The organism is Pseudoalteromonas sp. T1lg23B (assembly GCF_002964665.1).
Classification (GTDB): Bacteria; Pseudomonadota; Gammaproteobacteria; order Enterobacterales; family Alteromonadaceae; genus Pseudoalteromonas.
On sequence record NZ_PQBZ01000034.1, the window covers coordinates 667,517 to 683,997 of the forward strand.

Below are 16,481 nucleotides of genomic sequence, written 5' to 3' on the forward strand. Positions count from 1 at the left end.
CTTGTAATTTAAATGGCTCTAAACGTTCTGCCAAGACCATAGTAACCACTCACCGTAAACTCATTTAATAAGCCTACATGCGAATATGGATTGATCGCCATAATGGCTGTTGGCATAAGTCCCGAAGTTTTCCCACCGACATCCGATTTAGAGCGGTAGCTATATGTGCCTAAAATTTCACCAGAGACGGATTCCAATAACACTGTGACTTCCCCTTCACCATTTGTGGTTCCGTAGGTACCGTGCTGCCAGCTATCATCGGAGTTTGAAACAAACGTGTAGTTCAGTGGCTCAAGGGTTCTATTTTCAGTAAAGCGGTAATGTGCACTGTATCTACCTTTTCCTAACTTCACCTCACCATCAATTACACCAAAAAACCCTTCATAGTTGAGAGCTTGTGAACTCATAGTCCCTTCGTTTTGCGAACCACGAATAACTCCCACCGGATGAGGCAGATGATTGTCCATAAAAACCAGCGTCGTAAAATTGCCGCTATCTACATATTCTTGTAGCTCATTGGAGTTGGCAATCCCGATACCGGTAATGATATTGCCATTGCGATACTTCTCTACAATCAGATTGGTGGTCGCTTCCACCATCACTAGGCAATGCTTAGTGTTGTCGTACAGTACCGCAACTTCATCATGTTTATGGCTGGTCATGGTTTCAATACCGAACTGATCGGTAGCATTTAGGTTTTGTTCTGGCAGGGTTCTGGTCTCATAACCCTGACCATTTACAAATATACCTGCATACTCAGTAATAGCCGCATTTTGTGATTTTTGATTACTGTAAACTACTTCATAAGCAATATTATCTGGCTCTTCTTTCAAACCTAAGGGTACCAGCGCACTCGTACTGTAATAGTAAGTATACGACGAAGGATTTTGCTGAAAATTACTAGCATTAACAAGGCTACTACGTAGTACAGTTTGATTACCACTAGCATCAAGTTTTACATGCTGCAACTTGCTGGCTTGTTCTGCGCTATTGTATGTGTAGCTAGGTCGAGTCAGATATGTCTCACCATTACTGTCATAGATAGCCATTACAGCCGTTGAACGGGAAAAGTTACCGTTACCGCCAGGCGTTTCAATAGACCGTATCGCAAAAAGTGATTTCTCTCTTTTCGCCTCTTGTAACTTTTGTTTATCTTGTATTTCCTTGACCAATGGCGTGACTTCATCCAATTGCGCCAACTTTTGTGCGTTACTGACTAATGTGGAGGAAGCGTCAACAACACTGTTTTTCGCCGCGGTGATGTCACTTTTTACTACATCGGTGACTTGTTGTAGCGCATTGGTCGCGTCATCCAAATGCCCTTCTGCCACAGCTAGAATGGCCGCTTCTAGGTTAGCGCTGCTGCCCAATTTTTGAATAGCATTGCTGACTAAGGTTTGCTCTTCCGCGCTGAGTTTTTCATTACTGCGCATTTTGGTCACTAAATGGTCGACCATTTCCTGAATGGCGTTATTGATGGTTGCCATAATATCCTCTTAGAGTGGGTATAAAGACTCACCTAGTAGGTGATTGATTTTTTGTTTGCGATGCAACTGAGCATGTTCTGCCTGCTGGTCACTCATGGTTTGTGCAATTGCCGCCAAAGCTTCGGTGGTATCGAGTTTTTGTTGCTCCAGTTTCTGCTGCTGTACTTGTAACGCGCTTTGTTGCAAAGCTATTGCCTGTATCTGATCAGCCATATCCTCATCAATTTTACCAAGTGCGCTGATCAGCCTTAAAACATCTTGCTCGAGTAAGTTGCTTTGGTGTGGCAGAGGGTACGAACGGTGAGGTGTGTTAATTTCAACACTCATAAACGCTCCTTAAGTTGAAAATGCTCTCAGATTCGCGATGCGGGGACGATTAGCAGCCGTGCCACCGAGCAGAAGCTTAACCCGTGTGCCTTTTACAGCTGGGTCTTGCTCTGAAGATGGGGCAAAACTATGTACGTAATCATACTGTCGCCAGCCGTTATCACTGCTGTGCTGTGCACTTAACGGCACGGTTAACCAACTACCATCGTCCTGTTCAAGTTGTACCTCCACGGTAGCGCCTTCTTGCAATACCGCTTCAAAACTCACGGTAAAACGCCCACCAACGCGGTAGCTGATCTGACGGCTGATGTAATCAGCACCAAGCATGACTTCGCCCGCCGCGCACTGGCTGCCCGCAAATAATACCGGGCTCAATGTGCTAGAACCTGATAATGTGGCGCGCACATTAACATTGCCGTTAAACTTCTTGGTTAACTGCTGTGGCGTCCACTCTTGAATATTTTCTAGCGTGAAACTATCCGCACTACTGCCCCCCGTGCCCGTTAGAGTGAAGTTCACCGATGTGTCTGAACTTGGTCTTTGCACAACGGCAAGCGCCATTAAATCAGAGGCTTGAGTAACTGATATGTCACCCAAATTGACCGTACGTTGTGTGCTGGTAAACTTGGCTGCCTTAAGCTTAAAGGTCAGATCTTTATCCTGATGTGGTGTCCAAGTACTGGCGTTACTTGAAGACAGTAATACCCCAACTTGATAAGGCTGACTGGTTACCCAACCATGTTGTTGGTCATATTTTCCAAGTTCGGCTATTGCCACTTCATGGGCTGCGCCATCGGTCAGTACCACAATGGCGTATTCTTGCCCAGACTGTAGTAGCACAGGTGTGAAGCTAAATAATGTGGCATCAGTCAAAGAAATAGCACTGCTTTGAACACGGCTTTGCGCCAACACAGTTTGCGTTGGAATACCTTGTACAACTTCACGAATTTGCACCTGTACGGACTCTTCTCCCTTGGCAGTAAAGAACAGCTCGACCGCGGCTATAAATCGGCTTTGCTGTAATGTGAAAGTTTGTGCCAATGGGTCAAAGCGCTCGGTGGTAATGGTGGTAACCTGTGCTAGTGTTTCTGTACGAATTTGACCACTGCTGGTATAGGTCGCAGTCCCTCTTGAGCCACCTTTGCCCTGAAAGATAACGGATTTTGTACCCGCAGGGATCTGTACCTCGCTTTGTGGTGGTATGGTAAAGCGCCCTGTTAACTGACCATTTGAATCGGCTTGAACCATTAGATCTCCTCCGCAGTTAGTGTAATGCCATCGAACAAGACGGTTTCCAGTTCTTCCCCTGGACCAAATCCAGAAATAGAGAAGCGTACTGTTCTTGGTCGTAAAAATTCCACTTGCTGGGTTTGTACCCCCACTCGTTGCGTTTCAACACGCGTACTAATTCTGCGAATACGACCACCGCCACGATTGAAGCGTCGAGTAATCGGACTGCTCCAGCGCTGTGTGGTGACTGTCCAGTGATCCACATTGGGTGATAAAGTAACCTCTGCTGGAACAGGCTCAAACGCCTGATAAGGATTAACCTTCATTTGTCCTGTACGTTTTGGCTGAGTCAACACATCTTCAAGCTCATAGGGTAATAACTCGGTGCTACTAGCATTGAGCGCACTGACGATGGCATCAACTGGCAGCGTTAGCTCACCATCAATAATGGCTGCACTTTGTTCACGTCCTTGGTCACGCAGATCATCATCAAGAAATGGATCAACAAACACCCCGTACTTGCTGGCTGGATCTTGACTGTTGGCATCATTTCGCAATCGCTCAATGGCTAGCAATTGGTACAGATCACCGATCTGCCTTTGCATGTTTTGTAAATCCAGCATGCTCAGGGAATGAATCGCCACAGACTCCACCCGTGGTACTGACTCACCCCAATATTGATAGACATATGCCAAAGGGAGATGCTGCTCAGGTACATGAGGAGGCTCAGGGTGCTCTAGCACAGATGCACCTTTGATACGTTTTACTTGCCCTTGCGCATTGAGGACTATTAAATCAATACGCGGTGAATGTCGTTGATAATCAACACGGATTTGATCTGGTAAAACTTCATTACCACTGTCTATAAATGACTTATCAATACTGTAATGCGTCGCGTTGAATGTGACAGGCACACTGGTGCCATAGGTATAAGTAACCTGATAGCTGCTACCCACTGGCGGACGTTCACCCGCTAGTTTCCAAACAATATGATTGCCCTCAAACTCATAATCGTCATGTTCAACATAGATTTTATCCTGATAAGAGATCTGTTCGACCGTATCAACACTGGTATTTGGAAAACTGTCTTGGAGTTGGTCGCTACGCGTGAGCATCGCTACTTTACGCACCACAGCATAGACACGTTCAACTTGTTTTACCGGAGGATAGTCAAATTTGATTGGCGAACTGGCATCTTGTACATCACTTAACTCGGCTTTTTCGGTTTTGATGCTTTGTACGTCTGGGTCAAACTCAAATGAAACAGGCAGTGCTGTTGCGTAACTTAATTCATAACCCGCGATGTGTGCTTTGCCAGCCTGTAAGCTAAAGTGTTGCTGATCCTCGGCGGTTTTAATGTAGTGTAAACCGAGTCCTTCTACGACATAATTGCCGCCATTAGACTCTCTATCATAACGCGCCAGCGCACGTGTAATCGAATCTTGCTCTGGTGGAGCCTCCTTGATAACCAACACGCCCTGATTAATTTGATACACAGGATAAAACTCTGTGTTAGTATTTTGCGCCTGAGTTAATAACCCCCAGTGTGCAGTCACTTTTAGTCGTGCAGCACCCGCTTCATTATAATTTTGCGCTAGCATTGGCGAGTTAACACCCGCAGGGTCTCGTAGTTCACCATCTTCTTGCTCAGTGATAACCTCACTGTCTAGCAATACACCAATGATCGCATCACCACTGGTGTCAAAATCAAATGATCGCTCCGCAAGCTGACGTACTGCACCGCGAATGTAAACGGATGCCGCCGCAACACGAGCTTGTTGCGCTTCTATTCTGACCCCTCCGCCTGCGACAATATCACCATCTTTAAGTAGCGCATCGGCAACGCCTTTTAGCTGATGACTAACCTGACATTGCACATCATTGAGTTCACGGCTTTGCAGCCCTTTACCAGCTCGAAATAGTATTTGCTCGTATTGTTTAGCGGCATCAAACTTTTGATAAAAATCTGGATGCTCTGAGACAATTTGATTGTATATATGTTCTTGCATAATGCTCCCTTAGAAGCTTATTACAAATTCAAAAGACTCACGTACCCCTTGGTCGCGATAAATCGCAGGGCGATGCTCTAACAACAGCAAGGTGCCTTTTTGTTCAATATCTTCTGGTTGAAAATACAACTGCCCTGAAGGCGTGCCTGCTTTAGGTGTTGTCCCTACCATCAGGCCCAATTCACGAATTGATTTTGATAGCCCATCATTAAAGTCATAGTTAAATTGGCAATATAGATGAGGGGTTGAATGATTAACGACTCTATAGCGACCGTTAGGCACTTGAATTTCACCCTGTTCATCCGCTTCGCAATAGAGCACTCGTGTGGCTTTGCGATAACCAAGAATGGATGTGAGCTCTGTGCTCGTACTGGACTCTGAGGGCAGTTGTGTATCCCACTCAGCTGCGCCTTGACCCCAGGCTAAATAAATAGATTTTTGCTTTATCGCATTGGCGAGTTCTATGCGCCCAGCGCGGGTTAGTATAGCCACCCTGTACTCCTATCAATGTTTATTAATGTGTAAGTAACATGTATAAAAAAACCCGCCTAAGCGGGTTTATCATGGCGTTTTTATCTGCGTTACTCGCCTATCCACAACGCGGTTTGTTGCTCAGAAGCGAGCTTGCAAGCACTAAACAATTGCTCTTTGCTTACTTGTACGACATCATTATTTGCCAGTACCCATGAGGTAGAGCTCTGTTCTTCCATCACCAATAACTTGCGTGCCATGCGTTGCTGGCTTAGCTCATCAGCATCAAACACCATGCCATCAACTTCTACCGTCAGTTGAGCAAGTTCTTGCCTACGAGTTTGCTTAAAGCGTTCACGCTTAACTTGTGCGATTTGCGCTTCACTGTGTGCTTGCGTTGCAGGGTAGATATAAGCCACCAAGGCCTCGTCGTCATATTCAGTGCGTGCAGGCTGTTGCTCTGTAGTCAGCGCTAAATCAACCTCCACGTGTTCTTTGCGATAACACGCGCGTCGCAACGACATGTCGATTTGCGGTTGTTCTGGCAGCTCGGGCACTGCGACTTGCTCGTCACTGTCGGCAGCAAGGTTGGCGTTGTGCGCCAGTGCTTCTTGGCGCTGCGCTTCAACTTCAACCACTTCAAGCTCCCACTCTTGATAGGCTGCTACATGGGCTTGTTGCTCTTGTGCAATAGCAAGTTTTAAGGCTTCTTCAACCTGCGCTTGCCCATGGCGTAGGGCAATTTTAGTTAACACATCGTCATAACTAATACTTGGCAGCTCAAGCATTTGCTCTGCATCAGTGCTTGCTTGTTCATTAATCGCTTGTGTGTCAGGCACAGTTGTTTCGACCGCTGAAGCAGTCTGCTCGTTTGTTTGTTCCATAAAATTGTCCTTAGTGGCTGGCAATGCCCAGCGGAAGTTGTGTGTGGTGACAAAACACTTTGACTGTGTTGCCATTTAAATCGATTTTGGTGTTTTCACCGTTGATGATTGGGACGGTTTGGTCATCGCCCCATGAACCTTGCAAATCAATGGCTTCAATAAAGTAGACATGGTCTCCCGTATCGTCATAGACAAAGCCTTTGGATGTTTGCACCCACTTTGGACTATCAAATGACGCCGTACCGTTATTGACACAAAGTAAGTGTTTACCAGAAAGTGCCCCTGATACTTCGCCTCTCACGGTGTATAAAGTACCAACACTAAAATCTGTATCTTTACTTGTATTATCGATAACTGTCGGAACCGACGCTTTCCACTTAAGTTCAACACCATGAAATTGCAGATAAAGTAAGCCGTTTTTTTCTACTATAGAAGGAAGTGCTTTAACACCTCCAGATTGATCTAAAGGGGCACGTAATGTCATTGGAGTGTGAGATACTGTATTCGCGCTCCACAAGGCACCACTGGTGTTTTTAGGGGCGTTAAGTATCGATAGATTACGCTGTTGATTACCATCTTGATTATCTTTGCCTATCACACCACTCAATGTACTAATCAGTCGATTGCCCTGAGAAACAAATCTATCTGCTGATACCCAGACAGAGCTGACTTTTGATTTTACACTCAGGTTATTTGCAGGTTCAGTCAAAGCCGCCAAAGACTCGTAACCTATCATGATCACGCTTTGCGGCTGATGAGTGGTCGTATCTAACGTAAGTGTGTTAGCAGTAGCATTATACTCTTGCGCTCTGTTTGACCAAGATGAGCCGTTGTCCTTGGTATACACCACCGTCGGGGTTGATTCCGCTTTGCGATTTAAAGCAATCAAGCCCGGCTCTTCCTGTGTGCCAGAAGCTATCAGCCCAACTACACCGTATGGAAAAGTTGTTGCAATATTGTCAGGGCTACCCACAATATCCATCCAAGGTATAGAGTCGAACTCTCCACTGAGCTCCGATGGCATGATAATTTGTGCTTTTATTGTTTGAGCTCCTCCAGTACTGATCCAGTTTCCGCTATTATTCTTTGGATTTACTAGGCAGATGTGAGTCGCGCTGTTAATTAATTGTCCTTTATCGATTTTTATCCATGTATCGAGCGGGTGCCCTCCACCATAAGTCGCCAGATCGGTGTCTCCATAGTCTAAAAACTTGATAAAAATCGGCGGCATTTCAAATTTCGTATTGTTTGGATATTTGAAATAAACTTCATTATTGAATAAAGGAAGATTTTTTGTCAGTGGATTAGCGTTATCACCGATTATTTGCATATAGATAGTCATTGCTGAGGCATGACAATAGTCTGTGTTTACCAAGGTATAAGGTACTTTGCCTTTCCCACGTAACGTGCCGGCCACAGCCTTGTGCATTGTTTCATCACAGAGTTGGTTTGTATCGAGTCTATTCGCATTTAAACGCAGATCTTCAACTTGGCCTGCGTAGATAGCATCATAATATTTGTATTGATCTGGGCGACCAGATTGGCCCTTTTCTATACTGCCCGTATTGGAATGCGCCCCCACTCTATTGGGTATGCCAAACTGAATGTCAAAAGCCTGTAGTGTGGATGTAATATGCCCAGCTTCAGGTGAAAACCAAGATGTTGCCCCACCATTATCTTGCTGATTCCAAGAACGGCAGCCCATTGGGTTATAAGTTGGATGATATGCCCCTTGGTTTAATCGTTGAACTAGAGCAATAGTAAATGCGTAAACCTCACCGTTATGAGCTACCCTTGTGTCTTCATTAATACGCACGCCAAACTGACCCACTGTGCTGCTTCCTTTAACTTCTGCTCTTCCGCTAGATATATAGAAGTCATAGGGCGAACCCAATGTAGCAATATCTCTGAATGAAACTTTGCTTCCTCTGCAAATAATAGGGTTTAACGCGCTATATCTCAGTGCTTTAGGGGGGGTGTACGGAACTGAGCACGCCCAATTATCCCCTAGACCCTCAACAACGCGTATACGATACCGCACTTGAATATACGCTTTGGCCTCAGGGTCGTAATAAATATTGTGCTCGGGATTTTTTAATAACTTAACGCGGTTAGCATCTGAAAGTGTTGACCACTTTACGCCAAAACCTTTGGTACTTGTGTCCCACAGGCCGAATGCTGAGTAGCTTTGTGCAACTAGGCTGCTGACTAAACTTATGCCTTCATAGTTATCTTTACCAAATTGCACATTACCTAACGGGTAAACCACATCTTTGTCTGATATCTTTTCATGCCAAGATTCTAAAAAGACTAAGTCTTTACGAGAGGTGATCACCTGCTCAGTCACAGGCATCACAGAAACATTACGAATAGACACGGACTCCCCAACCATAGTTGGTGAGTTTGTGCCCACATTGATTCGTGTCGTTGTGGCTGTTGCGGTGTGTTTTAGTTCTATGTCATACCACTTTCCAATGGTGGGAGATGGCTCTATAAACTCTGTATCACCAAATGAAGCAAACACTTGATTGTCTTCTTGCACTCGAATGGATACTTTGAGTACATATTCCTTGCCCACTTCTGTAGGTAGGTTCTGGTTGATCAATGACGCATAGGTGCTATCTACATCGGTTAGCGTCACAACGCCATTATCTACTGAAACCGTGTCATTAGCTGCGTTTAATGACCAGCCAGTTATATCCCCTGTACGGAAATTACCATTTGTGACAAGTCCCTCAAACGCCTCAGCCGCACTGGCATGTTGCGTTACCTTGCCAGTTGCTGAGTCATAGGTTTGAGTACCATCGGGGGCAGGTGGGAAATTAACATGGATACCAGCCGCGTCACTCTCATACGTACCAAATAAGTGATGCTGTACACCATCGGCTAAAGCATGTGCGAAACAACTTCTCGACTCACCTACTGCCCCGCTAAATGTTTGCGCACGACCAAGCCTTAGGCCCGCAGGGTAGTCTTTTGAATAGGCCGTCCACATACCATGTTGCACATGTTCGTACCCTGTCGTACTCGAATTATAGTGCTTACCCCACTCAATAAATCCCGATCCCGCAAATTGCTGCTTACGTATTTGTCGCAGTGCATCAAACTGGGCTTTGCTCATCACCTCTGGATGTGGATTAATTTTTTGTGCTTCACCTATCAAGCTTGGCAGTGTATCCACTTGATAGCTTTGACCGCTAAAGTCTTTTAAGGTGACTTTACCGGTTTTGGTTTGCCAATCATTAATGGCTTGGTGATTACTTTTAATAAGCTCATGTGTTTGCTTGATATCGACCTTTACTTGGTCAATTTCATTGATACTTTCAACTACATCATTGGCCAGTTTTAAACTGGCATCAGTTTGCTCAGCGGCAGCTTGCTGCAACTGAGCGATTTGTGCTTCGATTGTCATTTTCCTTTCCTTTGCATGGCTTTATAGCCATCACTAAGAAACCATGCATCCAACGAGTAAAATAGAGGGCTTAATCTCGCTTCCAACAGACGAAATTCAGCCATTGAACCAAAACGCGAGCGCGTTCGGACATAAACTGTGGGCAAAGGCTATTAGCTTTGCCCACAATAACGACACTTTACCCAGATAAAGGAAATAATATCGGTCAAGTTTGCCCTGTGGGCAGCTGGTACTGCCCACGCGCTTGGTTATGTCTCTATTTGACTCATAGTGTGGAAAGAAATTGTGCTCGTTAGTGACTCGCAATACCCAGTGGCAACAGGGTGTGATGGCAAAATACCTTCACCGTGTTGCCGTTAAGGTCAGTTTTGACATTCTCGTTATCTATGATTGGAATACTCTGGTCGTCACCCCAATTTGTGATAGTGACTTTGCGATAATGCACCAGACCAGTCGCGACCGAGACCATATTGCCATGCTGGTCAGCCACTAAATCACCAGCTTGTAAGTAATTGTCATAACTTGAAGTTCCGAAGTTTCGTACCTTTTGATACACGCCTTGCATATGGTCTGTTGCTATCTTGATGTAAGCTTTGTTATCAACAAGGTCCACCTTGTCGCTGCCTAAAACTAACGTGGGCTCGATGTTATCCAGTTGCAACTGGGCACCATGGAACTGCATATATAATAAGCCTCTGTAATTGGTAATAGTCGGCAGTGCTTTGCAAGCATAAGCGCCTTTGACACCACCCAGAGAAGGCGGCACTGCGTGCTGTGGAAATTCATCCTTAATCAACTTTTCATCAAGCAAGTTTTTAGCGTTGAGCGGAACATAGGTATTGCTGGTATACGACACTGTTGTGGCAACACTGGCCGTTAATGACTGCTGTAATCGAGCGCCAAAATTGCTGCGTGCGTCATTGCCAAGCCAAACATCCCCTACTGCTCCTAACACTTGTGAATTAACTGCTGGCGTAGTAAAGCCAGCATCAGCATGATAATAAATAAGTTGAACACGCGCCGCTTCAGCAGGAGACACATAAGCGTTCTTTGTACTGTTGATAGCCAAACTACCCGAACTCCAACTGCTGCCATCATCCATTGACATTGCCCAAGTTAAAGGCTGACTTGCTTTTCGATTGAGCTTGAAGTCTTGACTGCCACCATTTGGTAACTGTGGGATCCACTGACCAATCACACCATCAGGGAAAGTCGCAGCAATACGCTCAGGGTGACCGATAATATCGACCCAAGGGAGTGAGTCAAATTCTGCGCTGGGCATCTCTAGTTGTGTATCAAACGACCATATCATAGTCAGTAGCGTGCCATTCGGTACATCTTGCTCCGTACGAATATATAGCAAGTCATCTGGAGAGTACTTGTTAATAATTGGCAATAGCTGCTGAGTATCATGACGGTAAATATATCCAGCGCCACAGTGGTACGAACCCGTTAGTGAGGAGACTACCGGAACCGGGCTCGGCCTTTTCCCAAATTTTGCAATCAAATTCTCAGTATTCAGATGTGCCGAGCCATTTTCACCTAACCAGTAGCCTGTGTTGTTAAAGAAGCCGCCTGATTTAACATAAGTATAAGTTCGGGTAAACGGCAGCTTTTCCTTGCCACGCAAAGCCCCAGCAACCGCTTTACGTATTGTTTCTTCACGAAGTTGATTTACATCTTGCTTATTGGCGTTTAAGCGTAAGTCTTCTACTTGACCTGCGTAAATGGCGTCGTAGTGCTTGTATTGATCGCTACGGCCACTACTTCCTGCTGCAATACTGCCATTTCTAAAGCCTGTCTCTCCACTTGGAACTATCTCGAAGAGCTGGTGAGCTGCATCGATTTTAGGAAACTTAGTGTCATACCATTTGTATACCCCAACCCCTTGTTCAACATACAATGCACAACCCATAGGATTGTAAGTTGGATGATAAGCACCTTGGTTTAAACGTTGCACTAGCGCAATTGGCGTAGCAAAACACTTTCCTTCATGGCCCGAATTCACATCTTTCAAATTCTGTGCGGCAACCGCACCATAAAGTCCAACGTCCTGGCTTTCCATCGGATAACGTGCGGTGGAGAACGTACCATTAGCAAACAGCGGATAACCCATTCGCCAGTCGCTCGCTGTTTCAACTCTCATGCCTTGAGGTCTAATGTGCTCTCTTGGCGAAAAATCTAAGTAGCCAGACCCTTGCGTAGCCGTAGGTCCGTACCAATTATCGCCATGCCCTTCAATGACACGAATACGATACCGCACCTGAATATAGGCTTTGGCTTCTGGGTCGTAGTAAATATTATGCTCAGGATTTTTTAAAAACTTAACGCGATTAGCATCAGAAAGTGTTGACCATTTGACGCCATAGCCTTTGGTCATGCTATCCCACTGGCCGAACGCTGAATAACCTTGAGCAACAAGCGTATTGGCAAGGGTAATGCCCTCGTAGGCGCTAGCGCCATACTGTACATTGCCCAGCGGATACACCACATCTTTATCAGCAATTTTTTCATGCCATGACTCTAAAAACACCAAGTCTTTGCGTGAGGTAACAACTTGTTCGGTTACAGGCATTGCCGATACATTATTGATCTGTAGTACATTGCCTGGGGCACTGTCATGCTCAAACCAGATGTAGTGAGTACTATGATCAACAATATACTCAACCGTGTATCGCCCCACTCCTTTATCTGTCAGCAAGGTTTTGATGTTTTGATGGCCTAAGTTTGATGATGAGTAGCGAAGTGTTTTAACCTGCCCTGATATCACACTAAACTCAAAACGCACCCGAGTACCAACAGGAAAGTTAAGCCCTACTTCATTAATGGCAGCCGCTGGATATTGGTTGCCCGTTGATACACTTTTTAAGCTACCATCAACAATACTTAGCTCTGAAGATGTACTGTAGGTTTTCCATCCAGTGGTATCCCCTAGACGTAGTGAGCCATTAACGAACCGCCCTTCAAAGGCACTGGCTGGACTGTCATGCTCAGTCAATATACCGGTTGCTGAGTCATAGGTTTTGGTGCCATCGGGGGCTGGTGGAAACTTGGTACTTGCAATGCCATATGGATAATCAACCGATTGTAACTCATGTGATACTCCATCCATCACAACTTTAGGGAACGGGGTTGACGATTTATCTTGTCCTACCCAGCCACTCGTTTTTCCTGAACGACCCAAGTTGAGCTTTTCTTGGTATGCCCACATGCCATTGTTTATCGCATTTGAAGAAGAATCTCCAAACCCCCACTCCACAAACCCTGAGCCTGCATATTGCTGCTTACGCATTTCACGCAGTGCATCAAACTGGGCCTTAGTCATCACCTCAGGGTGGGGATTGATTTTTTGTGCCTCACCAATCAGGCTTGGCAAAGTATCAACTTGATAGCTTTGACCGTTTAAGTCTTTTAAGGTGACTTTACCGGTTTTGGTTTGCCAATCATTAATCGCTTGATGATTGTCTTTGATAAGGGTATGGGTCGCAGCCATATTTTGGGCAACAGTGTCGATTTCCGTTAAGCCTGCGGTGATCTCACTGGTTAGCTTAGAGTATTCGGCAGTTTGCTCGGCCACCAGCTTATTAATATCAGCAATTTTTGATTCTAAAGTCATATTGATTCCTTACAAGCCAGCTTTTCGAAGGCGTAAATTGAGCAGCATATTTTGATGTGCTTGTTTAATGAGGTTTTTACTTTGCAGGGTTTGTGCGTAGGTCATGGTAAGCAGCTCTTCGGTTAAGAAGATATTGGCGTTGTTAACCCCGACCGAACAGGTCACGTTTTGGCTGGGTAAAGTCGATACATTGAGGGTAAAAACTTCCAACCAAGCCGCATCGGCGGCCTTGTAGTTCAACTGCTCGTTGGCGACGCTGTAGAGAGCCACCAAGGTGGAATCTGACCATATACCCACCTCTTTGACCGGATATTCACTCGGGCCATCGAATAACGCACTAAAGCGCAGCTGGGTGTTGTTTAAAATCTCCGCGCCACCAATAAGCACTCTTTGTTGCTCGTTGCGCAGCGCAGTTTGGGTGGTACTGGGGGTATAGCTTTGATCACCCGCAGATACATGGGTGATTGCCATGCTAATACCCTGTTGCGAGGCGCTGAGTAACTTACTCAAGCCTTGCTCAGTCCACACTACAGGGGTAAATGTGGTTGGGTTGCTCATAGTTTGTTCCAATAAAGGTTGGCAACTTAATTCAGTTGCAAGATGACTAGGATAAGAAAGCGCTAGCTAAGCTCAGCGAGAATAGGTTATCCGTTGAAATTAACTGGATGACGTGCCGTTAAGGTTTAAGCGACCGAAGTTTAAGCGCCCCGTACTGGCGCCAGAAAAGGCAAGAGATGGCACATTTAATGTGCGTATGTGGTTAATCTGTACGCTACACAGTTGTTGCGATTGCCACTGCGCGTTTTGCCAACGATCATGCCAAGGGCCAAGCCACACTCGCTGCGCAAGCGTGCGCTGATAAGCATGAATGCGACCATGCACCAAAGTAGTCGGTAATTTGGAAGGCTCGCTGGTGGTTAAGCAGTAACGACCCTCTTCTAACTTATCTAGGTGTTCACTGATCTGGCTGCGTTTGCGCTGATGACCAAAAGCGATTTGCTCGGGGCTGGCATCATGGGTTACCTGCAAGGTGCGACCAAAGCTGGCCTTAACCAATTGATTGTCTTGATGAGTAAACACCACACCAGAGTAATCACTGAGAATATGACCAAATCCACACCGTGGTCCAGAAAGTGTCTGGTTACGCACATCATAATCGTGATAAACACGCGTTAACTGGCTACGTGCAGGCGCAGACAACTGTGCGAGCTTAACCACTTTGGCTAACCTATCATCACCGGGTATATCGCCGCTGTTTATTTGATAGGTATAGTAATGTCGCTCTGGAGGCGTATTTTCAATCTGAGCGTTATTTAGCTCTAGCCAACCGAGCGCCGTTGTTAGACTTTTCGGTGTACCGCGAATTCGCTGCCAAGCGATACCATCTTTGAGAGTTTGTCTTAAGTCCTGACTATAAGGCAAAATGCTTTCAAGGCCATACTCCCACACTAACCACATGAGCTGCGCATCATGTGGATGCGCTTTGTTACTGGTAAGCTGCTTGATGGCCTTACTATATTCATCGACCGAAAACTGGCTTTGCAAGCCTTTTAGTTGCAGCGGGCTATGATTGGGGGGTAACAGTTGTTGCATCACTACCTCATGTGCGTAATGTGAGCGTTATATTCCCCGGCACAGCACACTGGGCATGGCTCATTTTTTGTAAACCCGAAGGGCTGTGAATATCAACATGCCGTACCCCTTTTTTATGTAGCTGAGCGGCTATCCAACTGGGCGCTAAATCCCACTCCAGGCGGGCTTGCTGTTGCCAAGCGGTACGAAGGGCACTTTCTAGTTCATCAAACACCGAGCGTGGCGTGTCATCTTGGAGATAGATATCTGCTGTGACGTCAATCTCAACCAATTGCGCCGAGTTAATCTCGAGTTTGTCAGTCAACATTTTTACCGCATCATCGGTAACCGCTGTTTTTACTTTCTCAAGCGTTGCAGCAGCCTTGGTTGGGTCTTTGGCTAAGATGGTGATGATCACCACGCCATTGCCAGGGCTAAATACCGATACATCGTTAATGTCGCTGGGCGCGGCATTGATTGCGTGATTGCGATAGTGCTCCGCACTGCCAGCGGTGCTGGACGCGATGGTATTGTTACGAATTCGTGTGCGATATCCATCGTCAGGCTCGTTTGCCACACGTTCAACACCGTAAAACGCACCGAGGTGCTCTAAATCGGCGCTTTTAGCAAACGCCAATAAATTTGACTGCGCCGCTTCGTTGATCCGCTGACGTAGCAATAGTTCTTGATAGCTCTCTACCTGCAACCAAACATTAAGGGGATCACTTTCAAGTTCAAGCGCCTGAGCAAATTCAGGCGCCAGTGAGATAAAGCGCGCTTTGCGCGTTTCGTAAATATCTTCAAAAGAAAGTGATTCGATGATGTTGGGAGCAGGGAGTTTGCTTAAATCGATATGGGTACTCATCGATTAGACTCCTAAGATTTGATTCAACCCATTGTGACGAGTTGAAATACTGTGTGTTTAAGCAAACTAAATTGGGTTATTGTGGTACATAAGCGTCAAATTCTAACGCATCAAAGGCGAAGCGGTATGATGCTCCAATACGTTCAAGCCCCGCGTTGAGTCGCTGTGCGGTGATCAGGTAGTTGCCGCTGAGCTCAAAACATCCCTGCATGGTCAACACCCCATTGGCAACATTTGCCACAAAACGCATGTCATCCACCGGTTGCTCTGCGTTAACAACCCGCTCTACCATCACCATTAGCTGAGTGTCTGGTAAATCGCCCACATGGGCACTGAGCGTGAAGGCCTCGCCTCTTGGTAACCACCAGATGTTACCCACCAACTGCGCATGTTCGCAGGCCACCTCGACATCGGAGAGCACCGCTGTCAATACGCTAGGTTTAACGTGCTTACACCAACGGCCATTTCCCGCATATACCGCTATTTCATGCTCGTTTAGCTCGGGAGGGGCCACAGGTGTTGAACGGGCTGGGCGAAAATTATCATGCTCTAAAACTTGCATCCCCGCATATTGGCGCTGCTCATCGTATAAATAAACTGTTTGCATT

General features: G+C 45.9%; 12 protein-coding genes. All 12 read right to left on the minus strand.

Annotated elements, in window-relative coordinates:
• Positions 1 to 8 precede the first annotated feature (8 nt).
• The 12 genes from C2M32_RS11405 to C2M32_RS11460 all read right to left on the minus strand — a co-directional run bounded on the left by C2M32_RS11405 (position 9) and on the right by C2M32_RS11460 (position 16,480).
• The gene (locus C2M32_RS11405; RefSeq protein ID WP_105168535.1) at positions 9 to 1,487 is read right to left on the minus strand and encodes a hypothetical protein; all 1,479 of its coding nucleotides are present in this window, start codon (positions 1,485 to 1,487) and stop codon (positions 9 to 11) included.
• Positions 1,488 to 1,496: 9 nt separating this feature from the next.
• The gene (locus tag C2M32_RS11410; RefSeq protein WP_105168536.1) at positions 1,497 to 1,814 is read right to left on the minus strand and encodes a hypothetical protein; all 318 of its coding nucleotides are present in this window, start codon (positions 1,812 to 1,814) and stop codon (positions 1,497 to 1,499) included.
• Positions 1,815 to 1,823: 9 nt separating this feature from the next.
• On the minus strand, positions 1,824 to 3,062 hold the full coding sequence (locus C2M32_RS11415; RefSeq protein WP_105168537.1) for a hypothetical protein: 1,239 nt from the start codon (positions 3,060 to 3,062) through the stop codon (positions 1,824 to 1,826).
• Positions 3,062 to 5,053 carry a DUF4815 domain-containing protein gene (locus C2M32_RS11420; RefSeq protein WP_105168538.1) on the minus strand — a complete coding sequence of 664 codons (1,992 nt, stop codon included), beginning with the start codon at positions 5,051 to 5,053 and terminating at the stop codon, positions 3,062 to 3,064. Before C2M32_RS11420 ends, C2M32_RS11415 begins: the two co-directional genes overlap by 1 nt.
• Positions 5,054 to 5,062: 9 nt before the next feature.
• On the minus strand, positions 5,063 to 5,545 hold the full coding sequence (locus tag C2M32_RS11425; RefSeq protein WP_105168539.1) for a hypothetical protein: 483 nt from the start codon (positions 5,543 to 5,545) through the stop codon (positions 5,063 to 5,065).
• A gap of 89 nt (positions 5,546 to 5,634) precedes the next feature.
• Entirely contained in the window at positions 5,635 to 6,408 is a 774-nt protein-coding gene (locus C2M32_RS11430; RefSeq protein ID WP_234401282.1) for a DUF4376 domain-containing protein, read from the minus strand.
• Between the two features lie 10 nt (positions 6,409 to 6,418).
• Complete coding sequence (locus tag C2M32_RS11435) at positions 6,419 to 9,820, minus strand: hypothetical protein (protein ID WP_105168540.1); 3,402 nt, start codon at positions 9,818 to 9,820, stop codon at positions 6,419 to 6,421.
• 292 nt (positions 9,821 to 10,112) lie between these two features.
• The gene (locus tag C2M32_RS11440; RefSeq protein WP_105168541.1) at positions 10,113 to 13,436 is read right to left on the minus strand and encodes a hypothetical protein; all 3,324 of its coding nucleotides are present in this window, start codon (positions 13,434 to 13,436) and stop codon (positions 10,113 to 10,115) included.
• Positions 13,437 to 13,445: 9 nt separating this feature from the next.
• Positions 13,446 to 13,994: a phage tail-collar fiber domain-containing protein gene (locus tag C2M32_RS11445; protein WP_105168542.1), complete on the minus strand. Its 549-nt coding sequence runs from the start codon at positions 13,992 to 13,994 to the stop codon at positions 13,446 to 13,448.
• A 99-nt stretch (positions 13,995 to 14,093) separates the two neighbouring features.
• Positions 14,094 to 15,029, minus strand: coding sequence for a phage tail protein (locus C2M32_RS11450; RefSeq protein ID WP_105168543.1), 936 nt, complete (start codon positions 15,027 to 15,029; stop codon positions 14,094 to 14,096).
• A gap of 7 nt (positions 15,030 to 15,036) precedes the next feature.
• Complete coding sequence (locus C2M32_RS11455) at positions 15,037 to 15,873, minus strand: baseplate assembly protein (RefSeq protein WP_105168544.1); 837 nt, start codon at positions 15,871 to 15,873, stop codon at positions 15,037 to 15,039.
• A 76-nt stretch (positions 15,874 to 15,949) separates the two neighbouring features.
• Positions 15,950 to 16,480, minus strand: coding sequence for a hypothetical protein (locus tag C2M32_RS11460; protein ID WP_105168545.1), 531 nt, complete (start codon positions 16,478 to 16,480; stop codon positions 15,950 to 15,952).
• Between the last annotated feature and the right edge of the window lies 1 nt (position 16,481).